The organism is Phytobacter cepae (assembly GCF_054165735.1).
In genome coordinates, this window is the sequence record NZ_CM135107.1 from 1,342,209 (window position 1) to 1,367,817 (window position 25,609).

Consider the following 25,609-nt stretch of genomic DNA (forward strand, 5'->3'; position numbering starts at 1 on the left):
CATGCGCTTAAGGACAAAACAATGACAACAGAAGCGATGAAAATTACCTTAACGACCCAGAGTGCGGACGCGCGCTGGGGCGAGAAAGCCACGTACAGCATCAATAACGATGGCATCACGTTGCACCTGACTGGCAAAGACGACACTGGCCTGATTCAACGCGCGGCACGCAAAATCGACGGCATGGGTATCAAACATGTCGCGCTGAGCGGTGAAGGCTGGGATGTGGATCGTAGCTGGGCGTTCTGGGCGGGTTATAAAGGGCCAAAAGGAACGCGCAACATTACGTGGGCGACCTTATCAGACACCGATCAGAAAGAGCTCGATGCCCGTCTGAAAACCATCGACTGGGTGCGCGACATCATCAATGCGCCGGCAGAAGACGTCGGCCCGGAGCAACTGGCGCAGCGTGCGGTGGATCTGCTGAGTGACGTTGGCGGCGAAGCGGTGTCATACCGTATCGTGAAAGGCGAAGATCTGCGAGAACAGAACTACGCAGGTATTCATACCGTAGGGCGTGGCTCCGAACGTCCGCCTGTCCTGCTCTCCCTCGATTTTAACCCGACTGGCGATAAAGACGCGCCGATTTACGCCTGCCTGGTCGGTAAAGGCATTACCTTCGATTCCGGCGGTTACAGCATCAAACAAACCGCGTTTATGGATTCCATGAAATCCGATATGGGCGGTGCGGCGATGGTCACCGGCGCGCTGGCGTTCGCCATCACCCGCGGCCTGAACAAACGCGTGAAGCTCTACCTGTGCTGTGCTGACAACATGATTAGCGGCAATGCCTTCAAGCTGGGCGATATCATTCGCTACCGTAACGGCAAAACCGTTGAGGTGATGAACACCGACGCTGAAGGGCGCCTGGTGCTGGCCGATGGACTCATTAACGCGAGCGCGCAGAAACCTGAACTGATCATCGATGCTGCCACCCTGACCGGGGCGGCTAAAACCGCGCTGGGCAATGATTACCATGCGCTGTTCAGCTTCGACGATCAGCTGGCTAACCGCCTGCTGAAAAGCGCCGCCGCAGAGAACGAACCGTTCTGGCGTCTGCCGCTGGCGGAGTTCCATCGCCATCAATTGCCGTCAAACTTTGCTGAACTTAACAATACCGCCAGCGCGGCGTTCCCGGCGGGTGCCAGTACCGCGGCCGGTTTCCTGTCTCACTTTGTTGAGAATTATCAGCAGGGCTGGCTGCACATTGACTGTTCTGCCACCTACCGTAAGGCAGGGGTGGAGCAGTGGGCGGCAGGGGCAACAGGGCTGGGCGTTCGTGCGCTGGCGAATCTGCTGACCCGTCAATAATTTTCCCCTCACCCTAACCCTCTCCCCAAAGGGGAGAGGGGATCGCACGGTGCAGGCCGTTCCCCCTCACCCAGTGAGAGAGGGGATCGCACGGTGCAGGCTGTTCCCCCTCTCCCTGTGGGAGAGGGCCGGGGTGAGGGCATCAAACAGTACGAGACGAACAGTAAAATTTATGTCCCATTCAGACCACGATCACGACCATCATCACGAGACTGAAAGCCTCGAAACTCTGCTGGAAAAGGCGGCGACTGAGCCTGCTTATCGCCCGGCTTTTTTCCGTACGCTGCTGGACTCCACCGTCTGGGTGCCGGGTACGGCGGCGGATGACAAATCCGTTGTTGAAGACAGCGCGCTGGACATTCAACACTGGGAAAAAGATGACGGCGAGTCAGTCATTCCCTTCTTCACCTCGCTGGAAGCACTGCAACAGGCGGTGGATACCGAACAGGCGTTTGTGGTACTGCCTGCCCGCACGCTATTTGAAATGACGTTGGGGGAGACGCTTTTCCTCAACGCCAAACTGCCGACGGGCAAAGAGCTCACGCCGCGTGAAATCAGTCATCTGGTGGGAAAAGAAGGTAGCCCACTCAGCGAGCAGGAGGTGCTGGAAGGCGGCACATCGCTGCTGCTGTCTGAAGTGACCGAACCGCCTGCGCAGATGATCGATTCACTCACCACCCTGTTCAGAACCTTCAACAACGTGAAGTGCGCGTATCTTTGCTCGCTCAAAGAGAAAAACGACGCGCAGTCGAATCTGTTGATTGGCATTGAAGCCGATGGCGATATCGAAGAGATTATCCAGGCGGCGGGCAGCGTGGCGATGGATACCTTACCGGGCGATGATCCGGTGGATATCTGCCAGGTGGTGAAAGGGGAAAAGGGGATCAGTCACTTTATGATTGACCACATTACACCGTTCTATGAGCGTCGCTGGGGCAGCTTCCTGCGCGACCTGAAAACGAACCGCATTATCTGAATGAATGACGGGCTTTTTAGCCCGTCGCTTCCAGCAGCAGTAAATCCATTAACAGCACCAGATTTGACTCAAATGAGGTTATTCCGGCAGCCTCGGCGGCGAAATGTACCGCCTCGTCGTAAAGGGCGAAGTGCACGTCTGCCAGCCCGGCCAGGCTATTAGCAGAGGCGCGGGTAAAGGCGATAACCGTCATGCCCACGTTCTGGGCAATACGCGCTTTATCCAGCACCTGCTCGGTTTCGCCACTGCGTGAGACGGCGACAAATACCTGATAGCGCGCGGCATTGCTGAGAAAAATGTTGCGACTGTCGCCGGGGCCGGAGATAAACGCCGTCTTGCCCAGCACCTGCAGTTTCTTGGTCAGATACTCCGCAAACAGATAGGAAAACCCCGCGCCGTAGAGAAAAAAGCTCTCTTTTTCGCGTAGCAGCCTGGCAAAGGCCTGCCGCTTTTCCGGGCTTACCCACTGAAACGTCTGCTGATAGTTCGCCATAAACTGATGAAACAGTCTGGGCAGCGTATCGCTGCCGTGGGCTGGCTGCTCTGCAATATGCGGCGTGTCGGCCAGAAGCTGTTTGCAGTGCCAGATAAACTCACTGTAGCCGCTAAACCCCAGTTTCTGACAGAGCCGCATAATGGTCGCCGTCGAAACAAAGGTGGCGGTCGCCAGGTCGCGTACCGTAATGTTGCCCACCAGCAACGGATGCTCCGTCAGGTGGGCCAGCACACGGTACTCCGCCCGCGTCAGGGATTCGCCACGGGTCAGCAGTGTCGCGAGTCGGTTATCCATTCAGGCTGGTTCAACGGGGAGATCGTCACGGGCACCCCATTCACTCCAGGAGCCATCGTACAGCTTAACGTTATGTGCGCCGAGCGTCGCCAGTGCCAGAATCACCACGCAAGCCGTGACGCCGGAACCGCAGCTGGCAATAATCGGTTTAGCGAGATCCACACCCTGGCGTTCAAAGATTTCCGCCAGTTCGTCCGTGGTTTTGAGCTCACCGTTCACCACCAGATCCCCCCAGGGAACATTGCGCGCACCTGGAATATGGCCGCGCTTCAAACCCGCACGCGGTTCATCGGCCTCGCCTTTAAAGCGGGGGCCTGGGCGGGCGTCAACGAGTTGAGCCGTGCCTTCGTGGCTGACTAACAGCACATCCGTCAGGCGTTTTACCGTATCAGGATCGGTTTTCACCTCGAAGTCGGATTCGGGTAGCGTAACGTCACCCTGCGCGAGCGGCAGCTCATCTCGCTGCCAGCCGGCAAGACCGCCCGCCAGAATGGAGACATTGTCAGCGCCAAAGTAGCGCAGCATCCACCACGCGCGGGGGGCGGAAAAGAGATTACCTTCGTCATAAACGACCAGGTGCTTGTCATGGCTGATCCCCAGTTCACGCATGGCGACGGCAAAGGCTTCCGGGCGTGGCAGCATATGGGGCAGGTTTGAGGCGTGATCGGACAAGGCTTCAATATCGAACCTGACCGCGTCAGGAATGTGCCCGGCACGGTATTCTGCGGCCATATCACGCAGATGTTCCTGGCCCGCCGGGGCCATTCTGGCATCAATGACTTGTACTTCAGGATCATCGCTGTGTTCAATCAGCCAGTCGGCTGAGACAAAATACGAGGTGGACATGGTTGCCTCCGGGTCATCAACAAGAAACCCGTCATACTTCAGGCTGCAGGTGTGTTGGCTGCATTCGTTCATCCCGGTCACTTACTTCAGTAAGCTCCCGGGAGTTCTCTCACTTGCCGTCTGCCTGCAACGTGAATTATTTAGGGTATATCCTGAATTGTTAACGTTTTTTTCTGACCCGACAAGCAACCATCGCAAAAGGCGCGAGTCACCTCGTTATTTTTGTACCGCTTTGCCGTTTTCCCAGGCCTTTTGCAGGGCAGGCCAGTAGTCGCGGTTAGCCTCAATCATGTCGTCGAGAATGGCTTTGGCGTGCTGCATGGTGGGCACCGTGCGGTTCAGGGTAAACGCCTGCAGCGCTTTCTCATAACTGCCTTCAATGGTCGCTTCTACCAGCAGTTGTTCTGACGCCAGCTGCTGCATCAGCAGCGTCTGGTGGAACAACGGAACGGCACCCATACGCACCGGCTCTGCGCCTTCGGCGGTGATGTAGGCGGGGACTTCCACCATCGCATCGTAAGGTAAATTGGCGATGGCCCCTTTGTTTTCCACAATCACCAGATGACGCTGGCGCAAATCAAAGGCCAGCGAACGGGCGACATCGACAATAAACTCGCCATGCACGCCCACATGGAACGCGTCCGACAGAATTCCCGTCCGCTTGTACTCTTCTGCTGCGGCAAACAACTTCTTCTCGCGCCCGTTCATCACTTCATTAGCGCGGGTGTAATTGGGATCCTGATGCTCAACAATCTCATTGGGCATCAGGTAATACTGCAAATAGGGATTGGGCAGATAGTCGGGGAAGTTGTCCATCACCGGTTTAATGTTACGCCAGGTTTTGACCCATGACGGATCCGAGTGCTGCGGGTCGGTTTGCGCGGCATCTTCGGTGAGCAGACCAAAGCGGGCGATGTGTTCACGCAGCTGCGGCAGTTTGTCTTCGCCATCCACCAGAATGCGGGTAAACCAGCCAAAGTGGTTAAGACCGAAGTAATCCACCACCAGTTTGTGACGATCCACGCCCAGCACCGCGCCCATATTACGCATCGCGGCGACCGGCATATCGCAAATATTGAGGACGCGAGCATCCGGGCGCAGGCGGCGTACCCCTTCCGCCACAATGGCCGCCGGGTTGGAGTAGTTCACAATCCACGCTTTTTTATCGGCATAACGCTCAACGTGATCGATAAGCTCCACCATGGGCAGAATGGTACGTAGCCCATAAGCCAGCCCGCCAGGCCCGCAGGTTTCCTGACCGACGACGCTATGGCGCAGGGGGATTTTTTCATCCTGCTCACGCATTTTGTACTGGCCAACACGCATCTGGGCAAAGACAAAGTGCGCGCCGCGAAAGGCGGTTTCCGGGTCAGTGGTCACCGTAAATTTGATACTCTGGCTGTGGTCGCGCAGCACTTTCTCGACCACCGGCGCGATGGTGTTCTGCCGGGCTTCGTCAATGTCGTACAGACGGATTTCCGCCAGCGGGAATTTCTCCAGCTGTACCATCAGGCTTTTCACAATCCCGGGGGTATAGGTGCTGCCGCCACCGGCGATAGAGAGAATAAACGGGGGTGTAAACATCATCAGTCTCCTTTAGAGAAACAGCTCAACGGCTTCTCGCATTTTTTTGACATGCAGCCCGTAGACCACCTGAACGTTATTACCTTGTTTGATTACGGCTTTCGCACCGGTCGCCTTGAGACGAGCTTCGTCAATCGTGGCGACATCTTTAACCGTGACGCGTAAGCGGGTGTAACAGTTGTCCACAACCTCGATGTTTCCGCGACCACCGAGGCCCGCAACAATCGCCTCGCCCAGACCGTCGTTATTCCCTTTGGCCTGATAATCCTGTTTGCTGTACAGACGCGTCTCTTCCTCGGCGTCTTCGCGGCCGGGGGTTTTCATGTCAAAGCGCAGGATCAGGAAGCGGAAAATAACGAAGTAAAGGGCGAACATGATAAGCCCAACCAGGATGTACATTGGCCAGTTGGATTTTTCAGTGCCCAGCGGCAGGTTGTAGAGAATAAAATCGATAATGCCGTTGGCGCCAATGGCATGCACATCGAGCAGGTAGAACAGCATCATGCCGAGGCCGGTCAGCACAGCGTGGACCACGAACAGCAGCGGGGCGACAAACAGGAAGGAGAACTCGATAGGTTCGGTTACGCCCACCAGAAATGACGTCAGCGCAGCCGGAATCAAAATCGCTTTTGCCGCCGCTTTACGTTCTGGTTTGGCGGTGAGATACATGGCCAGCGCCGCGGCAGGCAGACCGTACATTTTACTGATACCACGCGCATCCCACACCACGGTGCTGCTGAGTTGTTTTACGTCCGGGCAGGCCATCTCGGCGAAGTAGATGTTGCGTGCGCCCTGATACACAGAACCACACACCTCTTGTGTGCCACCCAGTTCGGTATACAAAAACGGCGTGTAGACGAGGTGATGTAAGCCGGTCGGCACAAGAATACGTTCAAGGAAGCCATACACTGCGACGCCAAACGGACCGGCACCCTTTATCGCGGTGGCGAGGGTGCTGATGCCGTGCTGTGCAAAGGGCCAGATCTCACTCATGATGACGCCCAGCACCATCGACACCGGCAGCATGATAATCGCCACGAAACAGTGGCCGGAGTAGATAGCCATCGCCCCGGAAAACTGTACGCCGGAATATTTGTTATAGAGGTAGCCTGAAAGGGCACCGGTAAGGATCCCGGCAAAAACGCCCATCTCCAGGACCTGCACGCCCAATACCATTCCTTGCCCGGCGGCTTTCATTTGATCTGCCGGGGCCAACATCCCCTGTAACTGCATCGTAACGTTCATCGCGTTGATAAAGACCACGAACGTCACCAGGCCAATCAGGGCGGCATAGCCTTTATCGCGCGATGCCAGGCCAATCGGGATACCCACCGCAAAGACCAGCGCCAGGTTCACCAGCACCGAGACTGCTGATTTGGCAATCAGTTGGCCGGTGTTTTGGATCAGCGGATGGCCGAGAAAAGGCAGGTATTCCGCCAGGTTGCCATTGCCGAGAATATTACCCAAGGCAATAAACAGGCCAACAATGGGTAGAATCAGGACCGGGCCAAAGAGGGACTTACCGAAATTTTGTAGGGCATTGACGGCTCTGCTCATTACGTTCTCTCTTTTATGAACCGCAGGGATGCGAATGAAGATGAGGTAACGTTAGCAGTCGTAAACGGAAGTTAGCTAGCTATCTTGTTGTATTAAAAACAAATGACTTTGAAGGTTACATGTAACGTTACGCCCTGTGATCCCGGTAACATGCGCATCGCTACGCTATGCGACAGAAAATGTTTTCCAGAATCCGGTAGCTGTTTGTAATTGGCAAAGTCGCGCATAATACTTACGGATATTTACTTAACAGGCTCTGGCGCCAGGGATAAAGGATGACACCGTTACGTTCAGCGGCGATTGCTATCGCACTCTTAACTTCGTTCACGTTGGCAGGCTGTGACAACAACGATAAACCGCAGGAAGCGCAGTCCGCCCCTGCGTCGACCTCGACTTCTTCAACGCCGCAGGACACCCCCAGGGCGGCGAAACCCGACAGTGAAAAAATCAAACAGCTGGCAAAAAGCAGCGAAGGGAAACCCTTAACGCTGGTGGATGCCTCCGAAGTCCAGTTGGATGGCGCAGCCGCCCTGGTGTTGACGTTTTCTATTCCGCTAAACCCGGACCAGAACTTTGGCCAAACGGTACATGTTGTCGACAAAAAGAACGGCAAAGTGGACGGTGCCTGGGAGCTGGCCCCTAATCTGAAAGAGTTGCGGTTACGTCACCTTGAACCCAACCGTGAGCTGTTGGTATCGGTGGACCGGGGCCTGCAAGCGCTCAACAATGCCACCTTTGGCATTGACTATGAGAAACCGCTGACCACCCGAGATATTCAGCCAACGGTGGGCTTTGCCAGCCGTGGCTCGTTGCTGCCAGGCAAGGTCGTGGAAGGGTTGCCGGTCATTGCGCTCAATGTGGAGAACATTGACGTCAATTTCTACCGGGTGAAACCGGAATCGCTGGCGGCTTTTGTCAGCCAGTGGGAGTACCGGAATTCACTGACCAACTGGGAGTCAGAAAATTTACTCAAGATGGTCGACCTGGTTTATACCGGCCGTTTTGATCTGAACCCGGCACGTAATACGCGCGAAAAGCTGCTGTTACCTCTCAAAGAGATTAAGCCATTACAGCAGGCGGGTGTATACGTTGCGGTGATGAATCAGGCCGGGCATTACAACTACAGTAACGCCGCCACGCTCTTTACCCTGAGTAACATTGGCGTTTCTGCCCACCGCTATCACGACCGCCTGGATATCTTCACCCAGAGTCTGGAAAACGGATCGGCGCAGTCAGGTATTGATGTCGTGCTGCTGAATGACAAAGGGCAGACGCTGGCGCAAGCGACCAGTGATGCGCAGGGCCATGCCACCCTGAATACCGATAAAGACGCTGCGCTGCTGCTGGCACGAAAAGATGGCGAAACCACGCTGTTGGACCTGCAGCTCCCGGCGCTGGATCTCGCCGAGTTCGCTATTGCCGGAGAGCCGGGGTACAGCAAACAGTTCTTTATGTTCGGTCCGCGTGACCTCTATCGCCCAGGCGAAACGGTCATCATGAATGCGCTGCTGCGCGACAGCGACGGTAAACCGATTGCCGATCAGCCCGTGAAACTCGAGGTCGTGAAACCCGACGGACAGGTGATGCGCAGCGTGGTCAGCCAGCCTGAGAATGGCCTCTATCGCTTTACCTGGACGCTGGATGCCAGCGCGCAAACCGGCACCTGGGCCATTCGCGCCAACACCGGCGACAATCTTCTGCGTAGCTGGTCTTTCCATGTTGAAGACTTTATGCCGGAGCGGATGGCATTAAACCTGACCCCGCAGCAGGCACCGCTCTCGCTGGCGGATGACGTCAACTTTGGCGTGGTGGGTTACTACCTCTACGGCGCGCCTGCCAGCGGCAACACCCTGCAAGGGCAGCTTTTCCTGCGTCCATTGCGTGAAGCGGTGAAAGCGCTGCCAGGCTTCCAGTTCGGTGATATTGCTGAAGAGAATCAGAGCCGCAGTCTGGATGAAGTGCAGATTCAACTGGATGAAAAAGGCCACGGTGAAGTCACCACCGCCAGCCAGTGGAAAGATCTCCACTCACCGCTGCAGGTGATTTTACAGGCGAGCTTACTGGAATCCGGCGGGCGTCCTGTTACGCGTCGTGCTGAACAACCGCTCTGGCCTGCGGATGCCTTGCCGGGGATTCGCCCACAGTTTGCGGCGAAAGCCGTGTATGACTATCGCACCGACACCACCGTGAACCAGCCGATTGTTGATGAGAACGGTCTGGCCGGTTTCGACATTGTCTATGCCGATCCTACGGGGGCGAAAAAAGCGGTATCCGGCCTTCAGGTCCGCTTGATCCGCGAGCGTCGCGACTACTACTGGAACTGGTCTGAGAGTGATGGCTGGCAGTCGCAGTTTGATCAAAAAGATCTGGTCGAAGGCGAACAGGCTCTCGACTTAGCCGCCAATGAAACCGGAAAAGTGAGTTTCCCGGTAGAGTGGGGCTCCTATCGTCTGGAAGTGAAAGCACCGGATGAGAGCGTCAGCAGCGTGCGTTTTTGGGCGGGCTACAGCTGGCAGGATAACAGTGACGGTGCGGGCGCAGTGCGCCCTGACCGCGTGACCATGAAGCTCGATAAACCGGCTTATCAGCCAGGCGACACCATCAAGTTGCACGTGACTGCGCCTGCGGCGGGTAAAGGCTACGCCATGATCGAGTCCAGTGAAGGGCCGTTGTGGTGGCAGGAGATTGATGTGCCGGAAGGCGGTCTGGATATCTCCATTCCGGTCGATCAAAAATGGCGTCGTCACGATTTGTACCTGAGTACGCTGGTGGTACGCCCCGGTGACAAATCGAAGTCTGCCACGCCGAAACGGGCGGTAGGTCTGTTGCATCTGCCGATGGGGGATGAAAACCGTAGACTGAACGTGGCGCTGGAAAGCCCGCAGAAAATGCGTCCTAACCAGCCCCTGACGGTAAAAGTCAAAGCGAGCCTCAAAGATGGCAAAGCGCCAAAACAGGTCAACGTACTGATTTCTGCGGTCGACAGCGGCGTGCTGAATATTACCGATTATGTGACACCGGACCCGTGGGCAGGTTTCTTTGGTCAGAAACGCTACGGCGCAGACATCTATGATATTTACGGCCAGGTCATTGAAGGGCAAGGGCGTCTGGCGGCGCTGCGCTTTGGTGGTGACGGCGATGAACTCAACCGTGGCGGTAAGCCGCCGGTCAACCATGTCACTATCGTTGCTCAACAGGCTCAGCCGGTCACGCTTGATGAAAATGGCGAAGGCACGGTAACGCTGCCGATTGGCGATTTTAACGGCGAGCTACGGGTGATGGCCCAGGCGTGGACCACCGAAGATTTTGGCAGCAGCGAAGGTAAGGTGGTCGTTGCGGCTCCGGTGATTGCTGAGTTGAATATGCCGCGCTTCCTCGCGGGCGGTGACACCTCGCGCCTGACCCTGGACATCACAAACCTGACCGACAAACCGCAAAGTTTGCAGGTTGCGGTAGCGGCAAGCGGTCTGGTGGCTCTGCAAAGTCAGCAGCCTAAACCGGTTAATCTGGCGCCGGGCGCCCGGACGACGCTGTTCATTCCGGTACGCGCGCTCGATGGCTTTGGTGACGGTGAAATCAGCGCCGATATTTCGGGCCTGCAACTGCCAGACGAAACCTTCGCGCCTCAGCATAAAGCGTGGAAAATCGGTGTGCGTCCGGCCTGGCCTGCGCAGACCATCAGCAGTGATGTGATGCTCTATCCGCATGAAAGCTGGAATGCCCCTGCGGAACACACACAACGGATATCGCCAGTGGCGTTGCAGGGACAACTGCTGCTGAGCGGCCGTCCTTCGCTGAACATTGCCCGCTACATTCAGGAACTGCGCGCTTACCCGTACGGCTGTCTGGAACAAACCGCCAGCGGTCTGTTCCCCTCTCTGTACACCAATGCCGCTCAGCTTAAAGCGCTGGGTATCAAAGGGGACAGCGACGAAAAACGCCGTGCGGCGGTGGACATCGGGATCTCTCGCCTGCTGCAAATGCAGCGTGACGATGGCGGCTTCTCGCTGTGGGATAAAAACGGCCCTGAAGAGTACTGGCTCACCGCATACGTAACGGATTTCCTGTTCCGCGCAACCGAGCAGGGTTACAGCGTGCCGGGCGATGCGCTGACTAACGCCAATAATCGCTTGCTGCGTTATTTGCAGGATCCGGCGGCGATGGCGGTACGTTACAGCGATGACGTGTCGGCAACCAAATTTGCGACCCAAAGCTATGCCGCGCTGGTGCTGGCGCGTCAGCAAAAGGCACCGCTGGGCGCGCTGCGTGAACTCTGGCAGCGCAACAGCCAGGCGAAAGCCGGGCTGCCGCTGATGCAACTGGGTGTGGCGCTGAAGCTGATGGGTGATGCACCACGCAGTGAGCAGGCCATCGCGCAGGCGCTGGTGACGAAACGTCTCTCCTCTCAGCGCTGGATGGCGGATTACGGTAGCGAACTGCGAGACAATGCCCTGATGCTGGCGCTGCTCGAAGAGAATAAACTGCTGCCGGATGAGCAAAACAAATTGCTGACGACGCTCTCTGAACAGGCCTTTGGCCAACGCTGGCTTTCCACCCAGGAGAGCAATGCGCTGTTCCTCGCCGGACGTCCGCTGCAAAACTTGCCGGGTAACTGGCAGGCAAAGACCAGTCTGACCACAGAAGAGCTTAAAGGGGATAAACAGCAAACCCGCGAACTGAACGCTGACCAAATGGCGGCGTTGCAGGTGACCAACACCGGAGAAAGCCCGATGTGGCTGCGCCTCGACAGCACCGGTTACCCGGAATACACCCCGGCACCGGCCAGTAACGTGTTGAACATCGAGCGTCATATCATGGGCACCGATGGTCGCACCAAAGCGCTGGACTCACTGAAGAGTGGCGAGCTGGTGCTGGTCTGGCTGGAGGTCACCGCAAGCAATAATGTGCCGGATGCGCTGGTGGTGGACCTGTTGCCTGCCGGTCTGGAGTTGGAAAACCAGAACCTTGCCAGCAGCAGCGCCAGTCTTTCCGATAGCGCCAGTGAGGTACAGGAACTGCTCAATCGCATGCAGCAGGCGGATATCCAGCATATGGAGTTCCGTGATGACCGCTTTGTGGCCGCGGTAGCGGTAAGCCAGGGGCAGCCTGTTACCCTGATTTACCTCGCGCGCGCCGTGACGCCGGGAAGCTATCAACTGCCCATGCCGCAGGTGGAATCGATGTATGTTCCACAGTGGCGGGCAACGGGAGCCGCGAGTGGTCCGTTGATCGTTCGCCCGTAAGATGAAAAACAGGCGTCTCCTGCGCTCCCGCTGGCTTTGGCTGGCGGGAGCGCCTCTTTTGGTACTGGTGTGCCTGGTCTTCGCTGACAGGATCTGGCCGTTACCCCTCAACGAGGTAAATCCTGCGCGGGTGGTGGTGTCTGAAGACGGCACACCGCTCTGGCGTTTTGCCGATGCGGAAGGGATCTGGCGGTATCCGGTGACCATCGAAGAGGTCTCACCGCGCTATCTTGAAGCACTTATTCAGTATGAAGACCGCTGGTTCTGGACCCATCCTGGCGTGAACCCCTTTTCGGTTGCCCGTGCGGCCTGGCAGGATTTACGCGCCGGGCGCGTCATTTCAGGGGGCAGCACTTTAACCATGCAGGTGGCACGACTCCTCGATCCGCATCCGCGTACTTTCGGCGGTAAAGCCCGTCAGCTCTGGCGCGCCTTACAGCTGGAATGGCATCTGTCTAAACGCGATATCCTGACGCTTTATCTGAATCGTGCCCCGTTCGGTGGCACGCTCCAGGGGATTGGCGCGGCGAGTTGGGCCTATCTCGGCAAATCGCCTGCACAGATGAGCTATGCCGAAGCGGCACTACTGGCGGTATTGCCCCAGGCGCCGAGCCGTCTGCGCCCGGACCGGTGGTCGAGTCGCGCTCAGGCTGCGCGCGACAAAGTGCTGGATCGGATGGTGAGCCAGGGGGTGTGGAGTGCGGCTCAGGTGAAGGAGTCACGGGAAGAGCCGGTCTGGCTCGCGCCTCGGCAGATGCCGCAACTTGCACCGCTCTTTTCCCGCATGATGATCGGGCAGAATGCTGCGCTGAAGGTCACCACCACGCTGGATGCCAGCCTGCAACGGCAACTGGAAGAGCTGGCGCTGAACCTCAAGTCGCGGCTACCGGAGCGGAGCTCACTGGCTATTATTGTTGTCGATCATACGGATATGAAAGTGCGTGGCTGGGTCGGATCGGCGGACATTTCAGATGCCACCCGGTTTGGTCATGTGGACATGGTGACAGCCATTCGCTCGCCGGGTTCGGTTCTTAAGCCGTTTGTGTATGGTCTGGCAATGGACGAGGGGCTTATTCACCCCGCGTCTTTATTGCAGGATGTCCCCCGTCGTACCGGAGATTATCGCCCGGGGAACTTTGACAGCGGCTTTCATGGGCCGGTGAGTATGAGTGAGGCGCTGGTGCGCTCGCTTAATCTTCCTGCCGTACAGGTTCTGGAGGCCTATGGGCCGAAAAAATTTGCCGGTGTGCTGCGTAACGCAGGGCTACCGCTGACGTTGCCGCAGGGAGCCGAACCCAACCTGTCACTTATTCTCGGTGGGGCAGGGGCACGGCTGGCAGAGATTACCGCCGCTTATAGCGCGTTTGCCCGGCAGGGCAAAGCCGGACAGCTTCGCTTACAGCCCGAAGATCCGTTGATTGAGCGCCCGTTAATGTCGCCGGGCGCAGCGTGGATTATCCGCCGGATTCTGGCCAACGAAGCACAGCCCTTACCGGACAGCGCACTCCCCCGCGTGGTGCCGCTGGCATGGAAAACCGGCACCAGTTACGGCTACCGGGATGCCTGGTCCATCGGCATTAATGGGCGCTATCTCATTGGCGTCTGGACTGGCAGACCAGACGGCACGCCAGTTGCCGGGCAGTTTGGTTTTGCCAGTGCGGTGCCGGTGCTGAATCAGGTCAATAATATGCTTCAACCGCGTTCGGCGCTGGAGCAGGCGAAAATGCCCGAAGATCCGCGTCCTGAATCGGTCAGCAGTGGGGTGATTTGCTGGCCCGGTGGGCAAAGCCTCCCTGCCGGAGACAGCAACTGCCGCCGCCGGTTATCAACCTGGTTGCTTGATAACAGCCAACCCCCCACGCTTCTGATGCCGGAGCAGGAAGGGGTGAAAGGTATCCGTTTCCCGGTCTGGCTAAACGCACAGGGTCAGCGCGTGGCGGCGGACTGCCCGGATGCCGAACAAAAAACGATGATCGTCTGGCCGCTGCCTCTCGAACCCTGGCTGCCGGTTGCGGAAAAACGTGCCGCTCGCTTGCCGGCGCGCTCGACAACATGCCCGCCGCAGGATGAGAATGCGCCGCCTCCGCTGGTGCTGTCAGGGATTCGTGAGGGCGGGGTGATTAAACGCGTACCCGGCCAGACCGTGGTAACGCTGCCGGTGCTGGCCTCCGGTGGGCAGGGCAGCCGCTGGTGGTTCTTAAATGGTGAGCCCTTAACCTCGCATGCGGGGCTGCTCAGCCTTAAGATCGACAAAGCCGGTGAATATCAGTTACTGGTTATGGACGATGTGGGGCAGGTACAGGCCGTGCAGTTTGCCGTGCAATAATCTGCGAAATAAGCGGCTTAGTGAAGAGTGTTGCTAAAACTCGTCTTATTTTAAAAAAATGTTACCTATATCCATAGGCAATACCTGCGTTGCTCATTATAATCCGCGCCAGGTCATACGCATGTATGTACGACAACAGAACAACTTACAGGGGTTAACATGGCTATTGAACGTACTTTCTCTATTATCAAGCCGAATGCCGTCGCTAAAAACGTTATCGGTAGCATCTTTGCGCGTTTTGAATCTGCGGGTTTTAAAATTGTTGGCACCAAAATGCTGCACCTGAGCACTGAACAGGCGCGTGGTTTCTATGCTGAGCACGAAGGTCGCCCCTTCTTTGACGGCCTGGTCGAGTTCATGACCTCTGGCCCGATCGTGGTTTCCGTACTGGAAGGCGAAAACGCAGTACAGCGTCACCGTGACCTGCTGGGTGCAACCAACCCGGATAACGCCCTGGCTGGCACCCTGCGCGCTGACTATGCCGACAGCTTCACCGAGAACGGCACGCACGGTTCTGACTCCGTTGAATCTGCTGCGCGTGAAATCGCTTATTTCTTCGCTGAAGGTGAAGTTTGCCCGCGTACGCGTTAATCGACTGAGTAAAGTGTAAGGACATTTACACTTTATTTTGTCAATGCCGCGTGCAACCGTGGCATCTGTACACCAGAATTTGTACAATGCAGCGCCCCGAGAGAAGCAGATGCTTTCCCGGGGCGCTTCTTTTTTCAACCACCCTCCAGGGGCCATAACGTGTAACAACGAGGCCGGAATACGATTATGTCTGAACAGATTGTCACGCCTGAGAACGTCGCACTGACGATTCCCAACAAAGATGCAAAAATCAACTTGCTGGATTTAAACCGTCAGCAGCTGCGCGAATTTTTCAAACACTTAGGTGAAAAGCCCTTCCGCGCCGATCAGGTGATGAAGTGGATGTACCACTATTGCAGCGATAATTTTGATGACATGACTGACATCAACAAAGTCCTGCGCAATAAGCTCAAAGAGGTCGCCGAGATCCGTGCGCCGGAAGTTGTTGAAGAACAACGTTCTTCCGATGGCACCATCAAATGGGCGATTGCGGTAGGCGATCAGCGCGTTGAAACGGTGTACATCCCGGAAGATGACCGTGCCACTTTGTGTGTTTCTTCCCAGGTAGGGTGTGCGCTGGAGTGTAAATTCTGCTCAACGGCGCAGCAGGGCTTCAACCGTAACCTGAAAGTGTCGGAAATCATCGGCCAGGTGTGGCGCGCGGCAAAAATTATTGGCGCAGCGAAAGTGACCGGCCAGCGTCCTATCACTAACGTGGTGATGATGGGCATGGGTGAACCCCTGCTGAACCTGACCAACGTCGTGCCTGCGATGGAAATCATGCTCGACGACTTTGGTTTTGGTCTGTCAAAACGTCGCGTAACCCTCTCTACCTCAGGGGTTGTGCCTGCGCTGGATAAACTGGGCGACATGATTGACGTGGCGCTGGCTATCTCCCTGCATGCGCCGAATGATGAGATTCGTGATGAAATCGTTCCGGTGAACAAAAAGTACAATATCGCGATGTTCCTGGATTCTGTGCGCCGCTACCTGGAGAAATCCAATGCGAACCAGGGCCGTGTGACCATTGAGTACGTCATGCTTGATCATATCAACGACGGTACGGAGCATGCGCATCAGCTCGCCGAACTGTTGAAAGACACGCCGTGTAAGATCAACCTGATTCCATGGAACCCCTTCCCGGGCGCGCCATATGGACGCAGTTCCAACAGCCGTATCGACCGTTTCTCCAAGGTTCTGATGGAGTATGGTTTTACCACCATTGTGCGTAAAACCCGCGGTGACGATATCGATGCAGCCTGCGGTCAGTTAGCGGGTGAGGTTATAGACAGAACCAAGCGTACTATCCGTAAACGTATGCAGGGCGAGTCGATTGCGGTTAAAGCAATCTAATGGCGCCAGCGTCGCGGCAGATGAGTTTGCCGCGACGCATAACTATGCTGGATAAATCGCCTGCAACGACTCGTGTAGTCAATAATTACGGTGCGTTTCTTCCGACTTTAAGGCAGTATGTAATGATGGAACAACGGCTTAGCAATTGGGCTGAAAGCTGTTCTGTCATGACTGGCCTGACAGTCTTATACTGTCGGTCTAAGTTTATTTGACCCAGATATTTCGCGGTGCGCCAGGCATTGGCCGAACACGCGCATGAATCTTAAAACACGTACCAGCAGTTGTAGCGAATGAATACTGAAGCCACTAACGAACAACATGAAGCACAAACCACAGGCGTTCGTCTGCGCAACGCCCGTGAACAACTTGGACTCAGCCAGCAGGTGGTCGCCGAACGCCTGTGTCTGAAGGTCTCCACGGTTCGCGATATTGAAGACGATAATGCTCCGGCTGATTTGGCTTCAACATTCCTGCGCGGTTACATCCGATCGTATGCCCGTCTGGTGCATATTCCGGAAGAAGAACTGCTGCCCATGATTGAGAAGCAGGCCCCTGTCCGTACGGCGAAAGTGGCCCCGATGCAAACTTATGCCTTGGGTAAACGCCGCAAAAAACGTGATGGCTGGCTGATGAGCTTTACCTGGCTGGTATTGTTTGTGGTTGTCGGCTTGACGGGCGCATGGTGGTGGCAGAACCACAAAGCGCAGCAGGAAGAGATAACTACCATGGCCGATCAGTCTTCTGCGGAGCTGAATGCCAGCGGTGAAGGGCAGAATGTCCCTCTGAACAACGAGACCGCGACGGCGCCTGCAGAAGTGCAGGACAGTGCCTCAACGCCTGTTGAAACCCCTGCACCTTCCACCACTTCTTCACCTGCGGCAACGGCTACGGCCAGCCCGGTTGTGCCGCCTTCTCAGGCACAGGTTGACCCGGCGCCTGCAACCAATACTAACGGTGCGACACTGCCGACCACCCAGGCAGGTGTCTCCGCTGCGCCGGCTGATGCCAATGCACTGGTGATGAATTTTACCGCGGACTGCTGGCTGGAAGTCACCGACGCCAGCGGTAAGAAATTGTTCAGCGGTGTTCAGCGTAAAGATGGCACCCTGAATTTAACGGGCCAGGCACCCTACAAACTGAAAATTGGCGCACCGGCTGCCGTTCAGATTCAATATCAGGGAAAACCTGTCGATCTGAGCCGCTTTATCAGAACTAACCAGGTTGCACGCCTGACCCTCAATGCCGAACAATCAGCAGCACAGTAACAGACGGGCAACGCGGGAGATTTTTCATGCATAACCAGGCTCCGATTCAACGTCGGAAATCGAAACGGATTTACGTTGGTAACGTGCCGGTTGGCGATGGGGCACCTATCGCCGTTCAATCGATGACAAACACCCGTACCACGGATGTAGAAGCAACGGTTAACCAAATCAAAGCCCTTGAGCGTGTTGGTGCCGATATCGTTCGTGTCTCCGTACCGACCATGGATGCGGCTGAGGCGTTCAAATTTATCAAACAACAGGTGAGTGTCCCGTTAGTGGCGGACATTCACTTTGATTATCGCATTGCCCTTAAAGTCGCCGAATACGGCGTAGATTGCTTGCGTATCAACCCAGGCAACATCGGCAATGAAGAGCGCATTCGTTCAGTGGTGGATTGCGCGCGCGATAAAAACATTCCCATCCGCATCGGTGTTAACGCCGGGTCCCTGGAAAAAGATCTGCAGGAAAAATACGGTGAACCGACCCCGCAGGCCCTGCTGGAATCGGCGATGCGCCATGTGGATCACCTGGATCGTCTTAACTTCGATCAATTCAAGGTCAGCGTAAAAGCGTCTGATGTCTTCCTTGCCGTTGAATCCTATCGTCTGCTGGCTAAACAGATCGATCAGCCTCTGCATCTGGGGATCACCGAAGCCGGTGGTGCGCGTGCAGGTTCGGTAAAATCGGCGATTGGCCTTGGGCTGCTGTTATCTGAAGGGATCGGCGATACGCTGCGCATCTCGCTGGCGGCGGATCCGGTTGAAGAGATTAAAGTCGGTTTCGATATTCTGAAGTCGCTGCGTATTCGCTCCCGCGGTATCAACTTCATCGCCTGTCCTACCTGTTCACGTCAGGAATTTGATGTGATTGGCACGGTCAATGCGCTTGAGCAACGGCTGGAAGATATTATCACGCCGATGGACGTCTCGATTATCGGCTGTGTGGTCAATGGGCCGGGCGAAGCGCTGGTTTCTACCCTAGGCGTCACTGGCGGTAATAAGAAAAGCGGTCTTTACGAGGACGGGGTGCGCAAAGATCGTCTGGATAACAATGATATGATCGCGCAGCTTGAAGCGCGCATTCGTGCGAAAGCGTCAATATTGAATGAAGCGAATCGTATTGATATCCATCAAGTAGAAAAATAACGTGATGGGAAGCGGCTGGCTTCCCGTGTATCATGAGCCCGCAAGGCCTTGCGCCTTGAGGGTTCATTTTTTGCATTTATAAAGAGAATAAACGTGGCAAAAAACATTCAAGCCATTCGCGGCATGAACGATTATCTGCCTGCCGATACCGTTATCTGGCAGCGCATTGAAAGCAGCTTAAAAAGTGTGCTCGGCAGCTACGGTTACAGCGAAATCCGTTTGCCGATTGTAGAGCAGACCCCGTTATTCAAACGCGCCATTGGTGAAGTCACCGACGTGGTTGAAAAAGAGATGTATACCTTTGAGGACCGCAACGGCGACAGCCTGACCCTGCGCCCTGAGGGGACGGCGGGCTGCGTACGCGCCGGCATCGAGCATGGTCTCCTGTACAATCAGGAACAACGTCTGTGGTACATCGGGCCGATGTTCCGTCACGAGCGTCCGCAGAAAGGACGTTATCGCCAGTTTAACCAGCTGGGCGTGGAGGTCTTTGGTTTACAGGGGCCGGACATTGACGCCGAGCTGATTATGCTGACGGCGCGCTGGTGGCGTGAGCTGGGCATTTTTGACCACGTCACTCTGGAGCTCAACTCCATCGGTTCCCTGGACGCGCGCGCGAAATACCGCGAAGCGCTGGTTGCCTATCTTGAACAGTTTAAAGACAAACTGGACGAAGACTGCAAACGCCGCATGTACAGCAACCCGCTGCGCGTACTGGATTCAAAAAATCCTGACGTGCAGGCATTGCTGAACGACGCGCCTGCGTTAGGGGATTATCTGGATGAGGATTCCAAAGCTCACTTTGCAGGTCTGTGCGCCTTCCTGGATGCTGCGGGGATTCGCTACACCGTGAATCAGCGCCTCGTGCGTGGTCTCGATTACTACAACCGTACCGTTTTCGAATGGGTGACCAGCAGTCTGGGCTCGCAAGGAACCGTGTGTGCGGGTGGGCGTTACGATGGCCTGGTGGAGCAGCTTGGTGGTCGCGCGACCCCGGCGGTAGGCTTCGCAATGGGTCTCGAACGACTTGTTTTATTAGTTCAGGCAGTTAATCCGGAATTTAAAGCAGAATCTGTTGTCGATATATACCTGGTAGCGTCAGGTGAAAATACGCAGTCTGCTGCAATGCAGTTGGCTGAACAGGTACGCGATGCGTTTCCTGGCGTTAAGCTCATGACGAACCACGGCGGCGGTAATTTTAAAAAGCAATTTGCTCGTGCCGATAAGTGGGGCGCTAAGCTCGCACTGGTACTGGGTGAGTCTGAAATCGCCGACGGCAACGTTGTTGTGAAGGATTTGCGTTCTGGTGAACAAACTACGGTAGCGCAGGACAGCGTTGCGGCGCATTTGCGCACACTACTGGGCTAATCTCCCCGGTGAATTATCGTTAAGGAGAAGGACTGCGTGGAAATTTACGAAAACGATCACGACCAGGTTGACGCGCTAAAGCGCTTCTTTACCGAGAATGGTAAAGCTCTGGCCGTTGGAGTTGTTTTAGGCATTGGGGCACTGGTTGGCTGGCGTTACTGGACGAGCCATCAAACCGAATCAGCACAATCCGCTTCTGCGGCGTATGAGCATGCTATCTCTTCGTTGAAAGCGGACAAACCTGAAACCCTGGCGTCTGCAGAGAAATTTGCAGCGGAAAACAAAAATACCTACGGTGCGCTGGCGTCGCTTGAATTAGCGCAACAGTACGTAGACCGTAATGAACTGGAAAAAGCCTCTGCTCAGTTGCAGCAAGGGCTTGCCGCGACCAGCGATGACAACCTCAAAGGTATGATCAATATCCGTCTCGCCCGCATTCAGGTTCAGCTCAAGCAACAAGACGCTGCACTGAAAACGCTGGAAAGCGTGAAAGGTGAAGGCTGGGCGGCAATCGTTGCCGACCTGCGTGGTGAAGCGTTGCTGAGCAAAGGCGACAAACAAGGTGCGCGCACCGCATGGGAAAGTGGCGTTAAAAATAACGCTTCCCCTGCGCTGAGTGAAATGATGCAGATGAAAATCAATAATTTGTCCATCTAAGAGGGACCCGATGCAATTGCGTAAATTACTTCTGCCTGGGCTGCTGTCCGTCACCTTACTGAGCGGTTGTTCCCTGTTTAATGGCGAAGAAGATGTTGTCAAAATGTCTCCTTTGCCGACGGTTGAAAACCAGTTTACCCCGACTACCGCATGGAGCACGTCGGTAGGAAATGGGATTGGCGATTTCTACTCGAATTTGCATCCTGCGCTGGCGAGCGGCGTAGTTTATGCCGCCGATCGTCATGGCACGGTGAAAGCCGTTAGCGAAAGCGATGGCAAAGAAGTCTGGTCCGTAAGCCTGGCAGAAAAATCAGGTTGGTTCTCAACCAACCCGGCGCTGCTTTCAGGTGGTGTCACGGTGGCTGGCGCGCACGTCTACGTCGGCAGTGAAAAGGCGAAAGTGTATGCGCTGAACACCAGCGATGGTTCCGAAGCCTGGACAACCCAGGTGGCGGGTGAAGCCCTGTCTCGTCCGGTAGTGAGCGACGGTCTGGTACTTATCCATACCAGCAATGGTCAGTTGCAGGCGCTGGACGAAGGCACCGGTACCATCAAATGGACCGTTAACCTGGACATGCCGTCCCTTTCTCTGCGCGGTGAATCCGCACCGGCGACCGCCTTTGGCGCAGCTATCGTTGGCGGTGACAACGGCCGCGTGAGCGCGGTGTTGATGCAGCAGGGTCAGTTGATTTGGCAGCAGCGCATTTCCCAGGCCACCGGGCCGACGGAAATTGACCGCCTGAGCGACGTCGATACTACCCCGGTTATCGTTAACGGCGTTGTCTATGCGCTGGCTTACAACGGCAACCTGACGGCAATGGATCTGCGCAGTGGTCAGATCATGTGGAAACGTGAGCTGGGCTCTGTGAGCGATTTCATCGTGGACGGTAATCGTATCTATATGATTGACCAGAACGACCGTGTGCTGGCATTGACTACCGATGGTGGCGTGACCCTGTGGACACAAAGCGATCTGCTGCACCGCAATCTGACGTCTCCGGTGTTGTACAATGGTTATATTGTGACCGGCGATAGCGAAGGCTACATGCACTGGATCAACGTTGAAGATGGTCACTTTGTGGCACAGCAAAAAGTGGACAGTTCCGGTTTCCTGACCGATCCTGTCGTTGCTGATGGCAAACTGCTTATCCAGGCGAAAGACGGTACACTGTACTCCATTACGCGCTAATTCAGGCGTAGTCAGTCACGCGTCCGAAGACGGCTCCTGTTGCAGGGGCCGTTTTACTGTTTTTAAAGCGTCGCACGTTTTGCGGCGTTCATGGTTTTCGAATTCTAAGTAATGAGGCTTTAACATGATACCTGTGGTCGCGCTGGTCGGGCGCCCTAACGTTGGAAAATCCACGCTTTTTAACCGTTTAACACGCACCCGTGATGCGCTGGTGGCGGATTTTCCGGGGCTGACCCGTGACCGTAAGTACGGTCGTGCAGAAGTCGAAGGTCGTGAATTTATCTGTATCGACACGGGCGGTATTGATGGCACCGAAGACGGTGTTGAAACGCGTATGGCGGAACAATCGCTGCTGGCGATTGAAGAAGCGGACGTTGTGCTGTTTATGGTGGATGCGCGCGCGGGCCTGATGCCTGCCGATGAAGCCATCGCGAAGCACCTGCGTTCTCGCGAAAAACCCACCTTCCTGGTGGCGAACAAAACCGATGGCCTCGATCCCGATCAGGCCATCATCGATTTTTACTCTTTAGGGTTAGGTGAAATTCACCCGATCGCAGCCTCTCATGGCCGTGGCGTTCTGAGTCTGCTGGAGCACGTGTTGCTGCCGTGGATGGATGAAGTCGACCCGAAAGAAGAAGTGGACGAAGAAGCCGAGTACTGGGCGAAATTCGAGGCTGAGCAGAACGGTGAAGTCCCTGAGGAAGAGGAAGAAGAACCTTTCAACCCGCAGGATCTGCCGATTAAGCTGGCTATCGTTGGCCGCCCGAACGTGGGTAAGTCTACACTTACTAACCGTATTCTCGGTGAAGACCGTGTCGTTGTGTACGACATGCCGGGTACCACCCGCGACAGCATTTATATCCCGATGGAACGTGATGAGCGCGAATACGTGCTGATTGACACCGCGGGTGTGCGTAAGCGCGGGAAAATCACCGATACGGTAGAAAAATTCTCTGTTATCAAAACGCTGCAGGCGATTGAAGACGCCAACGTAGTCATGCTGGTGATTGATGCGCGCGAAGGTATTTCCGATCAGGACCTCTCTCTGCTCGGCTTTATTCTGAATAGTGGGCGCTCACTGGTTATCGTGGTGAACAAGTGGGATGGCCTGACCAGCGAAGTGCGTGAGCAGGTTAAAGAGACACTGGACTTCCGCCTGGGCTTCATCGACTTTGCACGCGTGCATTTTATCTCTGCCCTGCACGGTAGCGGCGTAGGTAATCTGTTTGAATCCGTTCGCGAAGCCTATGACAGCTCCACGCGTCGCGTAAGTACCGCAATGCTGACCCGCATCATGACGATGGCAGAAGAAGATCACCAGCCGCCGTTAGTACGTGGCCGTCGTGTGAAACTGAAATATGCCCATGCCGGCGGTTATAACCCGCCGATCGTGGTGATTCACGGTAATCAGGTTAAAGATCTGCCTGACTCGTATAAACGTTACCTGATGAACTACTTCCGTAAATCGCTGGATGTTATGGGTACGCCTATCCGCATTCAGTTCAAGGAAGGCGAGAACCCGTTTGCCAACAAACGTAATACCCTGACGCCGAACCAGATGCGTAAGCGTAAACGTTTGATCAAGCACATTAAAAAGAGCAAGTAAGTTTTGATGCCCGGCAGGTTGAACTGCCGGGTTCGCGAAATGTTGGGAGGAGTTGTATGGAACTTAAATGCCCAGCCTGCCATAACCCGCTTGAGCTGGTCGGCACCCATGCGCACTGTTTCGGTTGCGATAAAGATTATCCGGTCAATGCGTTATGCCCTGATTGCCACCAGCCGCTTGAGATCCTGAAAGCCTGTGGCGCAGTCGATTATTTCTGCCAGCATGGTCATGGATTGATATCGAAAAAACGGGTGGAGTTTATCCCGCTCTGACACAAAAAAGCCGCACTCAGATGCGGCTTTTTTTCAGGCTTTTTTCGCCGGAATGATATTTTTTACTTCACTCTCCAGCCAGCCATCTTTAACACGCGTGGTCAGCATCTCACCCTGGCGCACCTGCGAAGTCTGCTTCAGCACCTTGCCGTCACTGACCGTTGTCACGCTGTAACCACGGGAAAGCGTTGCCAGCGGGCTGACGGCTTCAAGGTGCGTGATGGCAGAACCAAAACGCTCGCGCGTCTGGCTCATACGTGACTGAATGGCCTGCGCCAGGCGGAATTCAAGCTGCTGCACTCGCGTTTGCGCGCGGTGAATTTTTGGCTGCGGATTTTGGCTGTTCAGTCGCTGAGCTAAGCGCTGCTGGCGCACGGAGGCCTGGCGGAACTGGCTATCCAGTGCATTACGCATCCGTTGCTGTAAGCGTGCCAGAACGGTCTGCTGTCGCGCCAGGCGCAACTGTGGGTGCTGCTGCTGTAAACGATGGTTTAACTGGGTAAAACGGCGGGTGCGGTTAGCCAGATAGAAATCCATCGCCATTTCCAGACGCTGCTGCGCTGACTGAATCTGGCGCACCAGTTCCGCCTGGTTGCGACTGACCACTTCCGCCGCCGCCGACGGCGTTGGCGCGCGCAAATCAGCCACAAAGTCTGCAATGGTGACGTCCGTTTCATGACCCACTGCGCTCACCACCGGAATGCGGCTTGCAAAGATTGCACGCGCGACGCGTTCGTCGTTAAAGCTCCACAAATCTTCCAGTGAGCCACCGCCGCGACCGACAATCAGCACGTCACACTCCTGTCGCGCGTTCGCCAGCGCTATGGCGCGAACAATCTGTGCGGGTGCATCGTCACCCTGAACCGGCGTCGGATAAATCACGACCGGCAGCGACGGGTCGCGGCGCTTAAGCACATGCAGAATGTCGTGCAGGGCCGCGCCGGTTTTTGACGTCACCACGCCAATGCAGGTCGCAGGAGAGGGGAGAGGTTGTTTGAACTGCTGATCAAACAGCCCTTCAGCGGAAAGCGCGGCCTTCAGTTGCTCATACTTTTGCTGCAATAACCCTTCGCCCGCCGGCTGCATGCTTTCAACGATGATTTGGTAATCGCCGCGCGGGTCGTACAGGGTGACCGAGGCGCGCACCAGCACCTGCTGGCCATGCTGAGGGCGGAAGGTGACCCGGCGATTGCTGTTGCGGAACATGGCCCCACGCACCTGGGCGGTGTCATCTTTCAGGGTAAAATACCAGTGGCCGGAGGAGGGCTGTGAGAAATTAGAAATTTCGCCAGTGATCCATACCTGGCCCATTTCGCGTTCCAGGAGGCTACGAACCGTCTGATTGAGGCGGCTTACGGTAAAAATTGCGGGGCTTTGCGAAGGTAACATGTGAGCTGGATCAAATTCTAAATCAGCAGGTTATTCAGTCGATAGTAACCCGCTCGCCGATGAGCGCAAGTATTTTTCGCAAAAAAATGTGGAAGCAATCGGTTACGCTCTGTATAATGCCACGGCAATATTTAACCACCC

At 55.7% G+C, this 25,609-nt stretch carries 18 protein-coding genes; 13 read left to right on the forward strand and 5 right to left on the reverse strand.

Going from position 1 to position 25,609, the window contains the following annotated elements:
- Positions 1-21 precede the first annotated feature (21 nt).
- Positions 22-1,311, forward strand: a complete 1,290-nt coding sequence (pepB, locus tag ACUY4Q_RS06290; protein WP_458046203.1) for an aminopeptidase PepB — start codon at positions 22-24, stop codon at positions 1,309-1,311.
- A 172-nt stretch (positions 1,312-1,483) separates the two neighbouring features.
- Positions 1,484-2,287, forward strand: a complete 804-nt coding sequence (gene sseB / locus ACUY4Q_RS06295; RefSeq protein ID WP_458046204.1) for an enhanced serine sensitivity protein SseB — start codon at positions 1,484-1,486, stop codon at positions 2,285-2,287.
- Between the two features lie 16 nt (positions 2,288-2,303).
- Here sseB and ACUY4Q_RS06300 read toward each other — a convergent pair whose 3' ends face one another.
- From ACUY4Q_RS06300 to ACUY4Q_RS06315, 4 genes are all read right to left on the reverse strand, one after another.
- Positions 2,304-3,077, reverse strand: coding sequence for a MurR/RpiR family transcriptional regulator (locus ACUY4Q_RS06300; protein ID WP_458046205.1), 774 nt, complete (start codon positions 3,075-3,077; stop codon positions 2,304-2,306).
- Positions 3,078-3,923 (reverse strand): 3-mercaptopyruvate sulfurtransferase, encoded by an 846-nt coding sequence (gene sseA, locus ACUY4Q_RS06305; protein WP_458046206.1) that lies wholly within the window; start codon positions 3,921-3,923, stop codon positions 3,078-3,080.
- Positions 3,924-4,139: 216 nt separating this feature from the next.
- Complete coding sequence (locus ACUY4Q_RS06310) at positions 4,140-5,507, reverse strand: 6-phospho-alpha-glucosidase (protein WP_458047274.1); 1,368 nt, start codon at positions 5,505-5,507, stop codon at positions 4,140-4,142.
- Positions 5,508-5,519: 12 nt separating this feature from the next.
- Positions 5,520-7,064, reverse strand: a complete 1,545-nt coding sequence (locus ACUY4Q_RS06315; protein ID WP_458046207.1) for a PTS transporter subunit EIIC — start codon at positions 7,062-7,064, stop codon at positions 5,520-5,522.
- Positions 7,065-7,339: 275 nt separating this feature from the next.
- On the opposite strand from ACUY4Q_RS06315, the gene ACUY4Q_RS06320 reads away from it, so the two are divergent.
- From ACUY4Q_RS06320 to ACUY4Q_RS06370, 11 genes are all read left to right on the forward strand, one after another.
- Positions 7,340-12,307, forward strand: a complete 4,968-nt coding sequence (locus tag ACUY4Q_RS06320; RefSeq protein WP_458046208.1) for an alpha-2-macroglobulin family protein — start codon at positions 7,340-7,342, stop codon at positions 12,305-12,307.
- A 1-nt stretch (position 12,308) separates the two neighbouring features.
- A complete protein-coding gene (gene pbpC, locus ACUY4Q_RS06325; protein ID WP_458046209.1) occupies positions 12,309-14,633 on the forward strand; it encodes a peptidoglycan glycosyltransferase PbpC in 2,325 nt (774 codons plus the stop codon).
- Positions 14,634-14,792: 159 nt separating this feature from the next.
- A complete protein-coding gene (gene ndk / locus ACUY4Q_RS06330; RefSeq protein WP_437431901.1) occupies positions 14,793-15,224 on the forward strand; it encodes a nucleoside-diphosphate kinase in 432 nt (143 codons plus the stop codon).
- A 186-nt stretch (positions 15,225-15,410) separates the two neighbouring features.
- A complete protein-coding gene (gene rlmN / locus ACUY4Q_RS06335) occupies positions 15,411-16,577 on the forward strand; it encodes a dual-specificity RNA methyltransferase RlmN (protein WP_458046210.1) in 1,167 nt (388 codons plus the stop codon).
- Positions 16,578-16,867: 290 nt separating this feature from the next.
- Positions 16,868-17,842 carry a cytoskeleton protein RodZ gene (gene rodZ, locus ACUY4Q_RS06340; RefSeq protein ID WP_458046211.1) on the forward strand — a complete coding sequence of 325 codons (975 nt, stop codon included), beginning with the start codon at positions 16,868-16,870 and terminating at the stop codon, positions 17,840-17,842.
- Positions 17,843-17,868: 26 nt separating this feature from the next.
- A complete protein-coding gene (gene ispG, locus ACUY4Q_RS06345; protein WP_458046212.1) occupies positions 17,869-18,987 on the forward strand; it encodes a flavodoxin-dependent (E)-4-hydroxy-3-methylbut-2-enyl-diphosphate synthase in 1,119 nt (372 codons plus the stop codon).
- Positions 18,988-19,080: 93 nt separating this feature from the next.
- Positions 19,081-20,355: a histidine--tRNA ligase gene (hisS, locus tag ACUY4Q_RS06350; protein ID WP_458046213.1), complete on the forward strand. Its 1,275-nt coding sequence runs from the start codon at positions 19,081-19,083 to the stop codon at positions 20,353-20,355.
- A gap of 36 nt (positions 20,356-20,391) precedes the next feature.
- The gene (locus tag ACUY4Q_RS06355) at positions 20,392-21,012 is read left to right on the forward strand and encodes a YfgM family protein (protein ID WP_458046214.1); all 621 of its coding nucleotides are present in this window, start codon (positions 20,392-20,394) and stop codon (positions 21,010-21,012) included.
- Between the two features lie 10 nt (positions 21,013-21,022).
- Entirely contained in the window at positions 21,023-22,201 is a 1,179-nt protein-coding gene (gene bamB / locus ACUY4Q_RS06360) for an outer membrane protein assembly factor BamB (RefSeq protein WP_458046215.1), read from the forward strand.
- Between the two features lie 124 nt (positions 22,202-22,325).
- Positions 22,326-23,807, forward strand: coding sequence for a ribosome biogenesis GTPase Der (gene der / locus ACUY4Q_RS06365; protein WP_458046216.1), 1,482 nt, complete (start codon positions 22,326-22,328; stop codon positions 23,805-23,807).
- Positions 23,808-23,863: 56 nt separating this feature from the next.
- The gene (locus ACUY4Q_RS06370) at positions 23,864-24,079 is read left to right on the forward strand and encodes a zinc ribbon domain-containing protein (RefSeq protein ID WP_458046217.1); all 216 of its coding nucleotides are present in this window, start codon (positions 23,864-23,866) and stop codon (positions 24,077-24,079) included.
- 33 nt (positions 24,080-24,112) lie between these two features.
- Here the strand turns inward: ACUY4Q_RS06370 and xseA are convergent, their stop codons facing one another.
- The gene (xseA, locus tag ACUY4Q_RS06375; RefSeq protein ID WP_458046218.1) at positions 24,113-25,468 is read right to left on the reverse strand and encodes an exodeoxyribonuclease VII large subunit; all 1,356 of its coding nucleotides are present in this window, start codon (positions 25,466-25,468) and stop codon (positions 24,113-24,115) included.
- Positions 25,469-25,609: the final 141 nt, after the last annotated feature.

What these genes read in the sequence shown, in the direction of transcription:
- ACUY4Q_RS06300 (WP_458046205.1), bottom strand. Translation starts at nt 3,077, where the DNA reads ATGGATAACCGACTCGCGACACTGCTGACCCGTGGCGAATCCCTGACG.
- ACUY4Q_RS06315 (WP_458046207.1), bottom strand. Translation starts at nt 7,064, where the DNA reads ATGAGCAGAGCCGTCAATGCCCTACAAAATTTCGGTAAGTCCCTCTTT.
- pbpC (WP_458046209.1), top strand. Translation starts at nt 12,309, where the DNA reads ATGAAAAACAGGCGTCTCCTGCGCTCCCGCTGGCTTTGGCTGGCGGGA.
- ndk (WP_437431901.1), top strand. Translation starts at nt 14,793, where the DNA reads ATGGCTATTGAACGTACTTTCTCTATTATCAAGCCGAATGCCGTCGCT.
- der (WP_458046216.1), top strand. Translation starts at nt 22,326, where the DNA reads ATGATACCTGTGGTCGCGCTGGTCGGGCGCCCTAACGTTGGAAAATCC.
- pepB (WP_458046203.1), top strand. Translation starts at nt 22, where the DNA reads ATGACAACAGAAGCGATGAAAATTACCTTAACGACCCAGAGTGCGGAC.
- sseA (WP_458046206.1), bottom strand. Translation starts at nt 3,923, where the DNA reads ATGTCCACCTCGTATTTTGTCTCAGCCGACTGGCTGATTGAACACAGC.
- ACUY4Q_RS06310 (WP_458047274.1), bottom strand. Translation starts at nt 5,507, where the DNA reads ATGTTTACACCCCCGTTTATTCTCTCTATCGCCGGTGGCGGCAGCACC.
- rlmN (WP_458046210.1), top strand. Translation starts at nt 15,411, where the DNA reads ATGTCTGAACAGATTGTCACGCCTGAGAACGTCGCACTGACGATTCCC.
- rodZ (WP_458046211.1), top strand. Translation starts at nt 16,868, where the DNA reads ATGAATACTGAAGCCACTAACGAACAACATGAAGCACAAACCACAGGC.
- xseA (WP_458046218.1), bottom strand. Translation starts at nt 25,468, where the DNA reads ATGTTACCTTCGCAAAGCCCCGCAATTTTTACCGTAAGCCGCCTCAAT.
- sseB (WP_458046204.1), top strand. Translation starts at nt 1,484, where the DNA reads ATGTCCCATTCAGACCACGATCACGACCATCATCACGAGACTGAAAGC.
- ACUY4Q_RS06370 (WP_458046217.1), top strand. Translation starts at nt 23,864, where the DNA reads ATGGAACTTAAATGCCCAGCCTGCCATAACCCGCTTGAGCTGGTCGGC.
- ispG (WP_458046212.1), top strand. Translation starts at nt 17,869, where the DNA reads ATGCATAACCAGGCTCCGATTCAACGTCGGAAATCGAAACGGATTTAC.
- bamB (WP_458046215.1), top strand. Translation starts at nt 21,023, where the DNA reads ATGCAATTGCGTAAATTACTTCTGCCTGGGCTGCTGTCCGTCACCTTA.
- ACUY4Q_RS06320 (WP_458046208.1), top strand. Translation starts at nt 7,340, where the DNA reads ATGACACCGTTACGTTCAGCGGCGATTGCTATCGCACTCTTAACTTCG.